This is a genomic window from Pseudarthrobacter phenanthrenivorans, from assembly GCF_000813845.1.
Taxonomy (GTDB): domain Bacteria; phylum Actinomycetota; class Actinomycetes; order Actinomycetales; family Micrococcaceae; genus Arthrobacter; species Arthrobacter phenanthrenivorans_B.
The window spans coordinates 94,052-109,683 of sequence record NZ_JWTB01000004.1; the positions used below are offsets into that span (position 1 = coordinate 94,052).

General features: G+C 68.6%; 16 protein-coding genes. 11 read left to right on the top strand and 5 right to left on the bottom strand.

Features of this window, described 5'->3' with window-relative positions:
• The first annotated feature begins 120 nt into the window (after positions 1-120).
• From RM50_RS01705 to RM50_RS01740, 8 genes are all read left to right on the top strand, one after another.
• On the top strand, positions 121-708 hold the full coding sequence (locus RM50_RS01705) for a hypothetical protein (RefSeq protein WP_043449276.1): 588 nt from the start codon (positions 121-123) through the stop codon (positions 706-708).
• 141 nt (positions 709-849) lie between these two features.
• Entirely contained in the window at positions 850-1,584 is a 735-nt protein-coding gene (locus tag RM50_RS01710) for a YcnI family copper-binding membrane protein (protein WP_043449278.1), read from the top strand.
• 13 nt (positions 1,585-1,597) lie between these two features.
• Entirely contained in the window at positions 1,598-2,161 is a 564-nt protein-coding gene (locus RM50_RS01715; protein ID WP_052259886.1) for a copper resistance CopC family protein, read from the top strand.
• Positions 2,162-2,593: 432 nt separating this feature from the next.
• A complete protein-coding gene (locus tag RM50_RS01720; RefSeq protein ID WP_043449280.1) occupies positions 2,594-3,049 on the top strand; it encodes a hypothetical protein in 456 nt (151 codons plus the stop codon).
• Positions 3,050-3,125: 76 nt separating this feature from the next.
• Complete coding sequence (locus RM50_RS01725) at positions 3,126-4,262, top strand: hypothetical protein (protein WP_043449281.1); 1,137 nt, start codon at positions 3,126-3,128, stop codon at positions 4,260-4,262.
• Position 4,263: 1 nt separating this feature from the next.
• Entirely contained in the window at positions 4,264-4,767 is a 504-nt protein-coding gene (locus RM50_RS01730) for a hypothetical protein (protein WP_043449283.1), read from the top strand.
• Positions 4,764-6,896, top strand: coding sequence for an OmpL47-type beta-barrel domain-containing protein (locus RM50_RS01735; protein ID WP_043449285.1), 2,133 nt, complete (start codon positions 4,764-4,766; stop codon positions 6,894-6,896). Before RM50_RS01730 ends, RM50_RS01735 begins: the two co-directional genes overlap by 4 nt.
• A gap of 64 nt (positions 6,897-6,960) precedes the next feature.
• Positions 6,961-7,359 carry a nuclear transport factor 2 family protein gene (locus RM50_RS01740; RefSeq protein ID WP_043449287.1) on the top strand — a complete coding sequence of 133 codons (399 nt, stop codon included), beginning with the start codon at positions 6,961-6,963 and terminating at the stop codon, positions 7,357-7,359.
• 75 nt (positions 7,360-7,434) lie between these two features.
• Here the strand turns inward: RM50_RS01740 and RM50_RS01745 are convergent, their stop codons facing one another.
• The 3 genes from RM50_RS01745 to RM50_RS01755 form a co-directional block, all read right to left on the bottom strand.
• Positions 7,435-8,667, bottom strand: coding sequence for a glycosyl hydrolase (locus RM50_RS01745; RefSeq protein ID WP_052259887.1), 1,233 nt, complete (start codon positions 8,665-8,667; stop codon positions 7,435-7,437).
• A 218-nt stretch (positions 8,668-8,885) separates the two neighbouring features.
• Entirely contained in the window at positions 8,886-11,300 is a 2,415-nt protein-coding gene (locus RM50_RS01750) for a hypothetical protein (RefSeq protein ID WP_082006932.1), read from the bottom strand.
• 6 nt (positions 11,301-11,306) lie between these two features.
• Positions 11,307-12,023 carry a hypothetical protein gene (locus RM50_RS01755; RefSeq protein ID WP_043449289.1) on the bottom strand — a complete coding sequence of 239 codons (717 nt, stop codon included), beginning with the start codon at positions 12,021-12,023 and terminating at the stop codon, positions 11,307-11,309.
• 108 nt (positions 12,024-12,131) lie between these two features.
• On the opposite strand from RM50_RS01755, the gene RM50_RS01760 reads away from it, so the two are divergent.
• Both RM50_RS01760 and RM50_RS01765 read left to right on the top strand, forming a co-directional pair.
• The gene (locus RM50_RS01760; protein ID WP_043449291.1) at positions 12,132-12,317 is read left to right on the top strand and encodes a hypothetical protein; all 186 of its coding nucleotides are present in this window, start codon (positions 12,132-12,134) and stop codon (positions 12,315-12,317) included.
• A gap of 232 nt (positions 12,318-12,549) precedes the next feature.
• Entirely contained in the window at positions 12,550-13,455 is a 906-nt protein-coding gene (locus tag RM50_RS01765) for a DMT family transporter (protein ID WP_043449293.1), read from the top strand.
• Between the two features lie 11 nt (positions 13,456-13,466).
• On the opposite strand, the gene RM50_RS01770 is transcribed toward RM50_RS01765, so the two are convergent.
• Positions 13,467-13,826: a hypothetical protein gene (locus RM50_RS01770; protein WP_043449295.1), complete on the bottom strand. Its 360-nt coding sequence runs from the start codon at positions 13,824-13,826 to the stop codon at positions 13,467-13,469.
• A gap of 143 nt (positions 13,827-13,969) precedes the next feature.
• On the opposite strand from RM50_RS01770, the gene RM50_RS01775 reads away from it, so the two are divergent.
• Positions 13,970-14,719, top strand: a complete 750-nt coding sequence (locus RM50_RS01775; protein WP_167562146.1) for a hypothetical protein — start codon at positions 13,970-13,972, stop codon at positions 14,717-14,719.
• Positions 14,720-14,747: 28 nt separating this feature from the next.
• Here RM50_RS01775 and RM50_RS01780 read toward each other — a convergent pair whose 3' ends face one another.
• Positions 14,748-15,617, bottom strand: a complete 870-nt coding sequence (locus tag RM50_RS01780; RefSeq protein ID WP_043449299.1) for a class II glutamine amidotransferase — start codon at positions 15,615-15,617, stop codon at positions 14,748-14,750.
• Positions 15,618-15,632 lie beyond the last annotated feature (15 nt).

Consider the following 15,632-nt stretch of genomic DNA (forward strand, 5'->3'; position numbering starts at 1 on the left):
TGACCATGCGCGTCGAATTCGCGCCAGCCCGGGCGATTGTCACCGGCCCGATTACCTGCCGAACCACGGTTTTCCCTAGAGTGGAGGGTGGCAACAGCGGATGGAAGGGCGGCGAGTGGCATGAGTGCTCCGTTCCGCTTCCCCCGTGCCATAGCCTTCACCGCGGCCATGTTCGCCCTCGCCGCGGGAGCCCACGTTCTCGCAGGGGGCCTGCTGCCGCAGCCGGCCATCGTCGCGGGCATCGTGGCTCTGGTCCTGGCACCGGTCACGATCCTGTCAAAGACCAAGATCAACATGCCGGCGATGATCGCGCTCCTGGGCTCCAGCCAGCTGGTCCTGCACTGGGCCTTCGACGCGTTCTCGGTGTCCGCATCGTTCACTCCCACCGCCGCCAGCCACGTCCATGACGCCTCGGCAGTGCCCCTTTCAACGGCCCTGATGCCGGAACATGCTGCCGTACCGGGGACCCTGATGCTGGCCCTGCACGCCGCGGCAACCCTGGCCACGGCCTTGGTCCTGGCCAAGGGCGAAGCGGCTGTCTGGGCGCTGGCTGCGTGGCTGCGGCCACTGGTCCGGATCCTGTCCGCCGTCGCCATCCCCGAGTGGCCGCACGTTCCCGCGCCGGCCGCCGTCGTCATTCCTTTCCAGTGGCGGAGCCTGCGCCTGCCTGCTCTGCGCGGGCCGCCGGCCTTCCACGCCGCAACCTAACGCGGCTCCCGACTTTCCGCGCCGTCCCCACCTGCCCACAGGCACCTGCCCCGGGCAGGAATGGGCCGGCCGCGTTGTCCCCTTTTTTTGCGCCGCCGCCGCATGCGGTTCTTTTCTGGCGCACCCCTTGGAAGGCTTACTTTGAACACCTCATTCCGCCGTACCCTCAAGACCCTCACCGCCGCCGCTGCCGCCGCGGGAATCATCGCCGCAGGCGCCACCGCCGCGTCCGCCCACGTGAGCGTGGACCCGGACGACACCGCGGCCAACGGCTACTCGCACCTGACGTTCAACGTCCCCAACGAGTCCCCCACCGCGAAGACCAACAAGCTCGAGGTCACGCTGCCCACCGATACGTCGTTCACGTCCGTCTCGGTCAAGCCTGTGGAGGGCTGGACGGCGCAGGTGGTCACGGGAGACCTACCCAAGCCGGTCACGGTGGCCGGCGCCACGGTCACCAAGGCGCCGGTCTCGGTGGTCTGGACTGCGGACGAAGCCCACCAGCTGGGCCAGAACCAGTACCAGTCCTTCTCGCTGTCCGTGGGCCGACTGCCCGCCGCGGGCACCAAGGTCACCCTGAAAGCGGCCCAGAGCTACACCGACGGCAGCGTGGTGAAGTGGGACGAAGAGAGCGCTGAGGGGCAGCCGGAGCCCAAGCATCCGGCCCCGTCCTTTGTGACAACGGCCGACGACGACGCTGCCGCCGCCGGTGCGTCAGCGGCGCCGAGCGCCGAGGCAGTGTCGGAGACGAAGCAGGCCTCAAGCGACGGCACCGCTGTGTGGGGCGTAGTGCTGGGTGCGGCAGGCTTCGTGCTCGGCGCAGCGGCCCTGGGGCTGGTCCTTGCCGGGCGCCAGACCCGCACCGCCGGCAAGTAGCGCGGGGAAACGAATGACGACACTGTCGCATAAGACCCCGGCGGCATGGCTGGCACGGGTGCTGCTGGCGCTCACCACAGCCGCGTTCGTGCTCGCTTCCCCGGCGCCGGCGCAGGCGCACGACTCCCTGGAGGCCAGCAACCCTGCCGATGGTTCCACGGTCAGCGCAATGCCCGCGAAGATCGAGCTGACCTTCGACCACATCCCGATCGCCATCAACTCGATCGTGCGGGTGGAGGATGCCACCGGCACCGACCAGGCGGACGGGCCGGTCCAGATCGTGGACAACCAGGTCAGCCAGCCGGTCAAACCGGGTGCGCCCGAAGGAAAGTACACCGTGGTGTGGCGGGTGGTGTCCTCCGACGGGCACCCCATCGAGGGAACCTTCACCTTCACGGCCGGCGGTCCAAATACCGCGCCTGCCACGGCCGCCGCCACGCCTGCTGCGGCGGCCGGCTCCGGGCTCCCGGGCCAGCTGGTTGTGGTGGGGATCGTCGCGGGCGTGCTGGTCATCGGGCTCGTGGTTGCCGGGCTCATGATCAGGCGCCGGCTGCGGAGCCCCGAGGACGACGACTGAGCACCGCCCAGGCCCGCAGAACCCAGGGCTGAGCCATCCCAAACTGCAAGCAGCGCGTCCGGATATTGCCGGGCGCGCTGCTTCATTTAACGGCTTTGATACCCGTTTAGGGCAGGTTTTTTCGGGCGTTCAAGCTGCCGCGCAGGCACGGTACGCGGCAGTTCGATGGCACTACTTGTTTGGGTCCAAGACGGCCTGAATTCCGGCCCCGGAACCAATCCCCGCAGGTCAGGGCAGGAGGAACGGTCCTGAGTACTGGGGCATCCAGCCAAGTAGTGGCTTCCACGGCCCGACGAAAAGTCGGGTACCGGTACGTGTTGTTGGGCTTGGGGCGCAGCCGAAAACATTAGGTCATCGATCCACCGAAAGGCACCTGGATGGGGCCGCTCATGGGGGAACGGGTTCTCACTCACATTTACAAGGAGTCTTTCCATGCGCCACATGACCAAGAAGAACAAGATCGCCGCCGTCGCCGCTTCCGCAGCGCTGGTAGCCGTTGGCGGCGGGGCCGCGTACGCCTACTGGAGCACCACGGGCTCGGGCAACGGGTCTGCAGTGGCATCGTCGACCACTTCCCCTGTCACGATCAACGTGACGGTGGACCCGGGCGTGGCACCCGGTACGCCGAAGACCATCACGTACACGGCCGCCAACCCGAACGCCAACAACACCCAGGTGACACTCGCCAACCCCGTGGTCACCACCAGCGACGCCGGATGCCTGCCGGGCTGGTTCTCCGCGACCGTCCCCGGTGGCCCCACGAATGTTCCCGCCAACGCGACGACGACACCGCTGGGTACTGGAACGCTGACGCTCAATGACGACCCCGCAGTCAAGCAGGATGCCTGCAAGGGCGCCACCATCACGGTGACCGTCGGCAGCAACTAACAAACGCGTGGGCCGGGGGCGGCCAAACTCCGCCCCCGGCCTGCCGTCATTTGCACCAATTGGGAAGGGGCACGGGGTGCACAACGAGGACGGGCAGCCGCGGCATCGCTTGCGGAATGCCATCAAAGTGGCGCTGATCGGCTTTGCCGTGATGCTGGCCAGCGCGGGGGCGCTGTTCGCGGCATCGCAAAGCGCCAAACCGGGCATTACGGTGCAGGTCTCCCCTGCCAGCCAGTCCGTCCAGCAAGGGCAGGCAGCTGCCTATACGGTGACGGTGACGTCCACCGGCGGCTTCACCGGGCCGGTCAACCTGGCCACGGCGGGACTGCCGGCCGGAGCAGCAGGTGCCTTCACGCCGTCGTCCGTCACCCTTAGCTCCGGAAGCACCGCAACCTCAACCCTGAACGTCACTACCGCCGCAACTACGCCGGCGGGCACCAGCTCCCTGACCATCACCGGCACCAGCGGCAAGGTCTCCGGCAGCGTCACTGCCAGCCTGACCGTCAACTACAAGATTTCCTCGGCTATCTCGGTCGCCGCTTCCCCGGATTCCCTGTCGGTCCCGCCGGGCGCCACCGCGGTCTACACGCTGCAGCTCACTCGGAATAACCTCTCGGGACCGGTCAGCTTCAGCGTCCTGGGCGGCCTTCCCTCCGGCGCCACGGCATCGTTCTCGCCCAATCCGGTCACCGGCACCTCCACGACGTTGCAGGTGGCGACCACCGCCGCTTCCCCCACTGGAAGCTACAACCTGTACCTGGTGGGCACGGGCAAGGATTCGAGCGGGAAGTCGCAGTACGCCTACGCGAACGTGCAGTTGGTCCTGGATGCGACCATCAAGCAGTTCGTCCTCTCCGGCAACGTCCCCGGAACCCTCTCCCCCGGCACGTCGGCCGGGCTGGACCTGCAGATCAACAACCCCAACAGCAAGGCGTTGTCATTGACCAACATGTCCGTGGCCGTGGCAGGGGTTACCCGCAGCGCGGATGCCGTGGCCAGGAACCTCATCTGCACCGCGGCAGACTTCACCGTGACCCAGTACAGCGGCCCCTACCCCCTCAGCGTCCCCGCGGGCACCAGCTCCCTGTCCGGACTCCGGCTGGCATCGTCGGTGTGGCCCCGGGTGGGAATGCTGGACACCTCCGCCAACCAGGACGGCTGCAAGGGCGCCACCCTCCAGCTCACGTACTCAGGATCAGGACAGGGGAACTGAGATGACCGCCAGCACCAGGACTGCCAAAGCCGGCAAGAGCCTCAAGGCCGCGGCCCTCGCCGGGATCCTCCTCGCCGCGGGCGCCGGAACCGCCTACGCCTACTGGGCCGCCGCCGGGGCGGGTGCCGGAACCGCAGCCGCCGGCACCATGCAGGCCGTCACCGTTGACGCGCTCGTTGCCGGGGACAGCCCCAGGACGGCGCTCGTTCCAGGCGGGACGGCCGACGTCGTCCTCCGCCTCACCAACCCCAACCCCTACTCCGTGCAGGTGTACAGCGTCACGGCCAACGGGCCGGCCACGGCGGACACCGCACATTCGGGCTGCACCACCACCGGCGTCAGCTTCACCGGACCCGCCGCGCCGCTGTCACCGGCAACCTTCATTCCGGCAAACTCGTCCACCCTGCTCACCCTTCCAGGATCGGCCGCCATGGATACCACCTCACTCGCCGCCTGCCAGGGCGCCACCTTCCGCCTCCCCGTCACGGCGGAGGTGCGCAAATGAGCCTCGCCATCCGGAAGATGCCGTTCCGCTTCCGTCTCCCCTCCGGGCGGCTGGCATGGATTGTCACCGCGGTCCTGCTCCTGCTGGGCACGGCCACCGCCGCCTACGGCTTTTGGGCCTCCACCACCAGCAGCAACAATGCCACCGCCGCGGCGGACACTTTGGCGCCGGGATCCAAGCCCGCCGTCACCGCCAACGGCGCCTCGCTCAGCGTCAGCTGGGCAGCGGGCACCACGGTCAACGGCCGTGCGGCCACCGGCTACACCGTCACCAGGTACGCGGCTGCCACGGGCGGCACGGGAACGCCGGCCACGGGCGGCTGCGCAGGGACGGTCACCACCCTGACCTGCACCGAACAGAACGTCCCCGGCGGCATCTGGTTCTACACCGTCACCCCCACCATCGCGCTCTGGACAGGCGCCGAAAGCCCGCGCAGCACCGGCGTCAGCAGTGACTCCACTGCCCCCATCGCTTCCGTTTCCGGGCTTACCCCGGCCCCCAACGCTGCCGGCTTGAACAACACCAGCCCGGTCACTGTGGCCATCACCGCCAACGACGGTGCCGGCGGCTCAGGCGTGGCATCCATCAGTTACATGGTCGACGGCGGCGCGCAGCAGACCGTGAGCGGCGCGTCCGCCTCTGTATCAGTCGCCGGCGACGGAACCCACACTGTGTCCTACTTCGCCACGGACAATGCGGGCAACACCGGGACGGCGCAGAGCCAGACGGTCCGGATCGACACCACGGCTCCGGCCGCCCCCGGTCTCAGCGTTCCCGCCTACGTCAACCTCGCCAACGTCGCTGCTGTCCCCGTCACAGGAACCGCAGAAGCCGGCGCCAAGATCAGCCTTACGGCCACTGACACCGGCTCCGGCGCCCCTCATTCCGCGTCCGCCACGGCAACCGCCTCGGCCACCGGGGCATGGTCAGTCACCCTGGACATGGGCACCTTCAAGCAGGGAACGGTCAACTACAGCGCCACGGCCGCCGATCCCGCAGGGAACACGAGCCCCGCCAAGGCAGCAACCAGCATCAAGGACACCGTGGCACCTGCAGCGCCCCAGGCCCTGAGCGTTCCGACGTACGTGAACAGCGCCAACTCTTCCGCAGTCCCGGTCTCCGGCACCGCAGAAGCCGGTGGAACCGTGACCGTCACCGCCACGGACGCCGGCGCCGTGCACACCGTTTCCGGTACGGCCACCGCCTCAGGCACTGGCGCATGGTCCCTGAACCTGAACCTCGGCACCCTGAATGACGGAACAGCCAGCTACGCCGTGACCGTGAAGGACGCGGCGGGCAACAGCAGCAGCACCGCTACAGTTACGGACACAAAGGACACTGTGGCCCCGGTCCTGAGCATCACGGCACCGATGTACGTGAACCTCAGCAACTACACCGCGGTCCAGGTCAGCGGCACCACGGATACCTCCGGCACCCTCAACGTGACTGCCCGAAGCAGCGTGACCAACAGCGTCACGAAGCAGGTGACGGCATCCGGCTCAGCCTGGTCCACGAGCACGGACCTCACCCCGCTCGACCAGGGCACGGTGACCTTCACCGTCTCGATGACCGATGCGGCAGGCAACACGGGCACGGCGAGCGCCGCGGGTACCACCACCAAGGACACGATTGCCCCGACCGTTAGCGCCATTTCACTGGTCAACAGCGGCGGCACCGCAGGTGTGGGTAAAGCGGAGCAGGGAGACTCCCTGACGATCCAGTTCTCGGAACAGATGGATGCCACCAAGATCTGCTCCGCATGGAACAACACCGGTACACAGACCTTGAACGGCAACGGCGACATCATTGTCAACATCAGCACCGCCAACGTGCTGACGGTCACCAGCGGAACCTGCACGCTCAACGTCGGCTCGGTTTTCCTGGGCTCGAACGCCAAGTACGGATCCGCAGGCGCCCTCAGCTTCAGCGGAAACGGCGCCAATGCGAGTTCCGTGAGCTGGAACGGATCAAACACCCTGACAATCAAGCTTGGAAAGGTGGGCACCGCAACTTCCGGGACAACCACCACGGCGGATTCACCGTCGTATTCGCCGGGAGCCGGCCTTGCCGACATCCCAGGGAACCCGCTTGGAGCTGGTCCGTTTGCCGGAGCTGCAGCCCGCTTCTAAGTGCAGCAGCTCCGGCAGCAAGTAGGCCCTCCCCCTGTTGCGGCTCCGGGACCATACTGATGGCATGGGTGATCGTGACGACTTCCTGGAATGGGTAAACACCGAGCTCTACGCCGCGGAACTGGCCCTGCACAACGGCGATGCCGGCCCGCGCCGCGCGCTCTGGTCCCGAAAGGAACCGGTCAGTGTCCTTGGCGCGTGGCGCAATGCCTTCGGGCAGCACGAACTGGACGAATTGTTCACCAGCCTTGGCAAACAGTTCTCCAACTGCAACTCGTACCGGCTGGAGGTGCTCGCCTGCGACGTGGTGGGTGACATGGCCTATACCGCGGCGTTGGAACATACGTCAGCGTCAGTCGACGGTGAACCGCGCAGCTACGTGCTCCGGGCAACGCAGGTTTACCGGCGCGAGGAGGGCGCCTGGAAGGTGGCCCACCGGCACGGTGACACCGTAGGCGGGTGAGCAAGGCGCAGCGAGGCCGGGGAAGCTTCCACTTGGAACCCCTGGCCAGCCGTAGCCCGAGGAAGTTACCCGCTGTCAGGAAGTACGCCGGGCCAGCAGGGCGTTCTTGAAGGCCGTGGCGGAGCTGGCGCTGCTGTTGATCCGCCAGTCCGTTTCCTTCTGCATGTGGAACCACACGAACCCCATCACGTCCGGCTGGGCGGCCAGGTAGGACACCAGCGCCGAGTTCCATGCGGCCTTGTCGCCGCCCACTTCGCTGGAGGCGGTCTCGGCAACGAGGATGGGCACACCGGGGGCAAGTGCCCGAAGCTGGGCGATGCCCGGCCCGAAGAGGTCCTGCGGGGAGATCCACGCGCTCCAGGAGGCTGAAGTGCCCCAGTTGTAGCCGTCCAAAGCAACGACGTCGACGTACCCGGCACCGGGATACAGGCCGGCAAGGTCGGTGGAGCCGTAGTACGGAACGTTCGGGCTCCAGACCCACGTGACGTTGCTGGCACCCTGCGCCGCGACGACGTCGTGGACGTGCCGCCAGGTCTGGGCGTAGTCACCCGCCTGGTTGCCGTTGACGCCTTCGGCCCACGGATACCAGTTGCCGTTCATTTCGTGCGCAAACCGCAGCTGCACGGGGTAACCCCAGGCTGCCAGCGACTGGCCCCACTGCGCGATGTATGAGTCGAAGGCACCGGCACTGATCCTGTCCAGGCTGTAGGCGGGCTGGTCTACCCCGCCGCCCCAGAGCCAGGGTTCCCACGTCACCAGCGGCACGGCGCCCCGTGCCCGGACGGCGTTCAGCTCGGTGATGGGGGCAGGCTGTGCGAAGTCCTCATAGAACAACACACTGGACGGGGCTTCGCCGGCAAGGACCGCCACCTCGTCGAGCTCGCTGCCGGCAAGGGGGCCGCCGGCCGTGGCCGCGCCGAAGCGTAGCCTGGCAGTGCTGATGGGCGGCACCGACGAGGTGGGCGCGGACACCGTGAACACCGCCGACGCCTGCACGGAGGACGTCTTGGCAGTCACCGTGACCTTGCCTGTGGCGCCCGCGGGGATGGTGGCCGGGGCGCTGAAGGCGCCGGCCGCCGTCGTCTTCAGGGGGAAGGTGGCCGAGCCGATGATCACGGTTCCGGTGGTGGAGGCCCTGAAGCCAGTGCCCGTGACGGTGATGGCAGAGCCTGCAGGTCCGGTGGTGGGACTCAGGGAGATCTGTCCCGCGGCTGCCTGCGCGGCTGCGGGCTGGACCACCGTTAGGGCAAGGGCCAGGCCCAGGGCTGCGGCGACTGCCGCGAGGTGCGTCTTTATGGAGGTAAGCAAGGCAATCGATCCCCAGAATCGTCGTGGCAGCAAAGCCTGCTGCCGGCCAAGTGCACCGGGCGGCACACGCTGATCGTAGAGGCCCTGCGTTGAAGCTGAGCAGGCCTTGATCGAATCCTGTGCAAAAAATGTGCCGGTACACTCGGCGCGTCCGTTGAAGGACGCCGCGGCAGCAACGGCCCGCTCCGGGGCCACCACTCCACGCTGGGTTGAGCCGCTCAGCCGGCGCCGGACGTGGCCAGCGGCGTGGTGACAGTTCCCGGGTCCGCGGTGGGTTCCGTCGTGGGGTAGGCAACGGACGACGTCGGCTGCGGGCCTTCCGTGAACTCTCCGGATGGTGCGGTGGCGCCGGAGGTCGGGGCCGGGTTGGGAACGGCGGGCACGGTCGCCTGGGTGGAGGGTTCCACACCGGCACCGGACGACGTGGGGCTGGGTCCGGAACCGGGGGATGCTGACGGCGCGGACGTCGCAGCTGTTCCTTTGACGATGGCCGTGATCTGCTCCTTGAACCCGTTGAGCGTGGCCTGGATCTCGGAGAGCGGCACGTCCTGGATGGTCCGGCCGTACTCCGCAATGCGCGCCCACAGCGCCTCGAGCTGCTGCCTGCTGTCCCCGTCCAACGGGCCGTCCAGGGTGAGGACCAGCTGACTCGCCAACGCGTAGGCGAGGCAGTCCAGGCAGTTGTAGTTGGCGGCCGCGGAGAGGTTCTGCGGCACGATCACGTCTGCCTGCCCCACCACCAGCACCACCTGGAACCCAACAGCCACCGCCGCGCAGCCCGAACAATTGGCGAACGCGTAGGCCTCGTTGGTGGTGGTGACGGGCTGGCCGTCCTCGGCCCACACCAGCGCGAAAGCCACGCTGTACTGCACGGACCCGTCGGTGGTGTTGACGGCGAGCGCCTGGTTTCCGTCCCCCTCCGGAGCGGCGGGCCGGTCGAACGGGAAGACCCAGGAGGGCGCCGCAGCGGAGGTACCGCCGGAGCTTGACGTAGCCCCGGAAGAAGTCCCGGAAGCAGGCACCAGCACCATGCTCAACTGCGGGTTCTCCCGCGTCGGCTTGGCGGCACCTGCGGGCCACAGCGCGATTGTCCGGCCGGCGGCACCCTGCCGCAACGCCCCGCCGTCGCGGACGGGAAGGATGGCCCGGGTGGCATCGCCCAGCGTCCCGCGTTCGTAGGCCTGCACCGGACGGTACGTCCCGGCGTCGGGCCACCACGCCCAGGCGAGGCCTGCCAGCAGGACGCCCACAGCGCCCATGGCGACGATCCGCTGGGCCATTTTGCCGCGGGTCTTCTGCCACAGCCCGGTGACCAGCTGCCGCAGCAGCCGCACCACGATGTACAGCACGCCCAGCACCGGCACGGCCACCACCACCATCGCCAGCGCACGCACCACAACGCCCAGGACGTCCCCGGACGCAAGGCTGGCCGCCAGCAGCTCCTGCTGCTTGCCCACGCCGGCCCAGCCGGTGGCCAGCAGCCGTGGCAGGGACAGCACCATCATCACCATGCTGAACAGCAGCACCGGGACGGTGACCAGCACCCAGGCGGTGACCACGGCCCGCGCCCAGGGTTTCAGCACTTTACTTTCAGGGTTGCCCCACCGCCAGGGAAGGATCCCCAGGAGGGTGGGCTTGATCCGCTGGAACAGGTCCGGCACCCCGGTGGCGTCGGCCAGGATGTGGTAGCCGTCGTACTTCACCAGCGGGATCAGCTGGCGGACCATCTGCAGGATCTGCGTGACCACCACCAGCAGGAGCGCGTCGAACCCGGTGGCCCACCACAGGGCCATGATGGCCACCGCCACAATGGCGTTGAAGTACAGCCCGCCCAGGTCCGTGCGGATCCGGCCGCCGCGGCCCAGCCGGTAGGAGTCCGTAACGTCGGTGAAGAACGCCGGCCACAGCAGGTACAGCCCGGCACCCATGGCCCCGGGCGTCGCCCCTCCCTTGCGGGTAGCGGCTGCGTGGCCGAACTCGTGGAAGCCCGCGGACAGGATGGTGACGGCGAGGATCAGCAGCAGCAGGGCGGGCTCGGCGAAGGCCTCGTGCGTTGCCGAGCCGAGGCCCTTCACCATGAGCACCCACCAGCACGCCGCCAGGAATGCCGCGGTCACGGCCACCACGATCACCGGGTGGAACAGCACCGCGAACGGAGCCGTGATCCTGCGCGTGCGCCCGGGGTCGGAGACGATGTAGCGGAAGCGCAGACCCAGCAGCGGGTTGGACTTCTTCACCTCGGGCTGGCTGCCGTCGGCGAGCCGGAGCAGGCCCATCGGGAGCAGCTGGGAGTCCATCAGGGTGCGCACGTTGTCCGCGCTGACCAGTCGCCCGGACCCGTCGCTGACCTGCCGCGCGATGGCGTCCAGATCGTTGGTGCCGTCGGCGGCTTCCAGCACCAGGTAGAGGAGCCGGGTCAGCTGGAGGGTCTGGCCGTCGGCGCGGCGCACCAGGGCCGGTGGCTCGCGGTAGCCGGAACCCTCCGCCGTGCCAAGCAGCTGCACGCCGTCTGCCAAAGCGGGAAGGTGTGCGCCCGCCGTCGTGATGGTCCGGCCGGGCGGGTCCTGGGCAAGGCCAGGGGACGACGGCGGCCGGCCCGCCTCGGGAGGCGGGCCGCCGTGGGTCTGGGCCATCGGGGCTTACTGCTGCAGGTCGGACTGCTGGCCGGCCGTGGCGTTGGCCTCGCCGTCGATGTGCTGCGAAATCGTGGCGCTCTGGTCCGAGATGGCGTAGGCCTGGCTGTCGATGGAGCCGATGTTCGCGGCCACGGCAGCGTCGATGGGAGCGGCAACGTTGGCGTTGGCGGCCACGGCACCGTTGATAGGGGCGGCGATGGCAGCGTCGGCGTCCAGGTTCACGTCGACGTTGAGCAGGTTGCCGTTCAGGGCACCCGCCGCGTCGGTCAGGCCGCCCGTGCCGGTGGGATCGGTGACCGCGCCGATGGCCCCGTCCACGGAACCGGCGTCAGTAGTGCCCGCGTCAGCAGTACCCGCGTCAGTAGTACCCGCGTCCGTGGTGCCGGCGTCGGCGGTGCCGTCATCCTGCCCGATCACGCTGTCCTGGGTGGAGTCGGCGTTGGCGTCGGCGGTGATGCCCTGGTCAATGGCGGCGTCCTGGCTGGAGAGCGCCTGGGCGTCGGAACCGTAGGAGAGGATGTTGGCCGAAGCGGCGGCATCGATGGGCGCGGCCACGTTGGCGTTGGCGGCCACGGCGAGGTCGATGGGTGCTGCGGCGTTGATGCCCAGGTCCAGGTCCGCGTTCAGGTCCAGGACGGATGCCACTTCCTTGTCCGGCAGGGCGGTGGCCTGCTCAGCCATCAGTTCTTCATCGGTGAGGGGACGCATTTCGTTGTCCATGCTTGAGACCTCCGGTGCTGCGCGGGTGCTCTGCCCCCAGCGGGCAGCCCGCGCCCCATAATAGTAAGCATGATTAGTAGTTTTGCGAAGTGACGATTGCCTTCTGCCATGCCGTTCGTCTTCCTGTCCATCTCGGCCGTGGCCTTCGTGGCCTCGATGGTGCTCTATGACCAATGGCTGATGGCGGACCGGCGCGGGAAGTCCGGGCGGTACAGAAAGGGGTGCTGGATCAGCATGTGGGCCGGGTTGGCCCTGACTGCGGCCTTCGTCCTGCTCTTCGTCGCAACCGGCTGAACAAGCGAGGTGCCGCCGCCACACTTGGGGGTCGTGGGGCGACGGCACTGCACCCAACATAGACCCGCGGGCGGACCCACGACCGGGTCTTAGGTCCCGAACGCCAGTTCCTTGATGTTTTCTTAACGCCCGCCCGGCACCCCAGGGAAGCGGCTCCCCAAACAGGAGGAGTACGACGGCGGGTGGCGGGTTTTGGCGCTTGGCCCGAGGCCCGGGCGGGTAAGGTCTGATCATGATCCAGGCTGCGGCGGTGTCCGCACTGACGTCCTATCACTGGCTGGGGATTCCGATCGCCGCGGCCGGCGCCGTCATGCTCGCCCTGGGAACGCTGTTCCAGCACCGGGCCGTCGAAAACCAGCCAGCCGCGTCCGGCCGCTCCGCTGGAAGCATGGGCGGCGGCCGCCTCCAGGCCCTGGTCCGGAAACCGCTGTGGCTGGGCGGGACGGCGATGCTCGGCGCCGCGATTCTGCTCCAGCTCACCAGTCTCCGCTTTTCGCCGCTGATTGTGGTGCAGCCCATCGGTGCCGTGGCACTGGTGGTCACCACCCTCGCCACCGCCCGGATGACCCGCCGGTCCCCCGGCCGCCGGGCGCTGACCGCCGTCGCGCTCTGTGTGGGCGGGGTGGGGGTGTTTGTGGCGGTGGCGGCGCTGTCCGCGGAGGATGTGGAGATCAGCGACCGGCACCTGGTCACCATCCTGATCGTGCTCGCCATGGTCCTGGCCTGCGTTGGCGTGGCCTATGCCCTGTGGCGGCACCGCTCAGGCGCCGTGGTATTCACCGCGGGTGCCGGGATCCTGTTCGGGTTCGTGGCGGCCCTGGCCAAGACCGTGATCGCCCGCCTGTTCCAGGGCGACTTCGAGTGGCTCTCCATGACCTGCCTGGCGGGACTCATCATTGCCGCGCTGGCCGGCAGCTTCCTGGTCCAGAACGCCCACACCCGCGGAACGCCTGAACTCGTGGTCGCGGGCCTGACCGTCATCGATCCGCTCGTCGCCGTCGCCATCGGCATCACCATCCTGGGCGAAGCGGACGCCGCTCCCCCGCTGGCCATCGTGCTGTTCCTGCTCTCCGGGGCCACCGCCGTCGCGGGCGTCCTCCTGCTGGCAACCGTCAAGAAGCCCGTCACCGCGGGATAGCACACAGGCCCCTAGGCGGCGTCCCTGGCGGTGGAACGCCGGATGTTGATGATCCGGGCCGCGACGCCCACCAGCACCAGGAGCACCCCCAGGGCGATGAGGCTCCAGACCGGGATGGAATCGGAATCGATGTTCCGGTAGCACGCGGCCGCCGCCCCGATGCCGGCCTGCTCCAGGTCGACCAGTTCGGCGGCCTTGCTGGTGGGAATCAAGGGGCTGCCGCAGAGCGGGCCGGCGGGCTGCAGCCCGATCACGACGCCAAGGATGTAGATGTCCAGGCCCGCAGCCACAATCCAGAGCCAGGTGCGCTGCTGCCACAGGCCCAGTTTTCCGGCCGGTCCAGGTTGTGCCGCAGCACCTCGCATCTCCATAGTTCGAGCATAGGTGCCGCTCCCCGGTGGAGGTAGGGACCGGCTCACAGCGTTTCCCCAGCCTGCGCTCCTACAGTGATGCTGTGCGTGTCCACACGGCTCGGTGATGGACGCACGCCCGCTGATTTTTGGAAGGACACACCGTGGTGAAGCCATCTATTCCGTCAATGAAGACCCGCATCGGCGTCGGGGCTGCAGCAGTCCTGGCAGCCGGCGCCATGGCCGCAGCGGGCGTGGGTGCCGCGTCCGCATCCTCCAGCCCAACGGTCGTCTCCGCAACGGCCTCCTCCCCCGCCGCACCCACCGATGCCGGCACGGATGCCAAGGCCGGAAGGGGCTTTGGCGGGCTGCAGGCCTTCCTGCGCCTGAACGCGGACAGCCCGCAGGCCGCCGGGGACCGCGCGGCGAAGGCGGCCGCGGCGCTGGTGGACCATCCGAAGCTGTTCGCCAAGCTTCCCGCTGCCCTGCAGACGGACGTGACCGCGCTGAAGGACGCCGCCCCGGCTGACCGGGTGAAGGACGCGTACAAGATCAAGACCACCGCCCTCTCCGGCGGGTACGGCGAGGAGATCCAGAAGCGCGCCGAGACGCTGGAGAAGACCGCAACCGGACTGGCCGGCCTGCGGCAGGAGCTGCGGACCGCGTTCAGCTCGGACAACCCGGGGGCCGGGCTGCAAAAGGTGGCCGACCAGCTGATCAGCCACCCGAAACTGTTCGCCAAGCTCCCCGCGAATCTGCAGTCGGACCTGACGGCGCTCAAAAACGCCGCCCCGGCTGACCTGGATGCGCAGGCGAACAAGATCAAGGACACCGCGCTGAACGGCGGCTACGGCGCCAAGGTGCAGAAGATGGCCGAGGCGCTGCAGAAGAAAGCGGCAACGCCCAGCACGTAAGGCAGCAGCCGTCGGGACGGGCCGGCAGTCAGGACGTTTGCGACGCCGCCGCGGACGGATCCAGGTCGGCGAGCGTGAGCGGGTGGGCGGGTTGGTCCGGGAACGGGTAGGTGCAGGTCACCGCCAGGTCCGGGCCAACGTGCACCAGCTCGCCTGCCGCCAGGGGACGCCAGCCGGGGTTGTGGGTCATCGGTTCGGTGGCAAACAGGACGGACCGCGCCACCGAGAGTTCGGTGCTTCGCGAATGGATCCGGGGGCTTCTGGCGTCCAGGGGCGCGGCCGGGGCGGGCTCGGCCGCCGGGTCGCGTTCCAGGATGTACAGCGGGTGGGTGGCCGGGTAGCGGAGTGCCCAAAGGTCGGTTGCCGTGGTCACGATGATGTTCAGGGCCAGGACGGGCAGCTCGGCGGCCACCCATTCAACGGCGCGGGTGATGCCTTCCGCCACGTCCCCGCCGGCCCGCCGGATCTCGGCGGTGATGAGGGCGAAGAGGCGTTCGCTGTCGGTCTGGCCCTGCACCAGCCCCGCCACGCCGAGGTCCATCAGGCGTCCGTCGAGCCGGTCCAGGCCGTGGAAGGCGCCGTTGTGCGCGAACAGCCGGCCGTCCTGCTCGAACGGGTGCGTGTTCACCAGGGTGTGCGCGCCGGTGCTGGCGTAGCGGACGTGGGCCAGGAAGGTGGTGCTGGCCAGCTGCCGTGCCTCCCGGGCGAAGGCGTGGTCCTCCCACGCGGCGAGCAGCCGCTTGCTGACCCGCGCGCCGCCGTCGTCATCAAACGTGCCGATCCCCGCGCCGTCGGGCTCCCGCCGGCTCTGCTGGGCCAGGCTGTCCGGGGCGTCCAGGAGCCAGAAGGTGGCGTGGACGGGCCGGGACCCGGCGTGCAGCCCGAACAACCGGCACATGGGACGCTCCCTTCG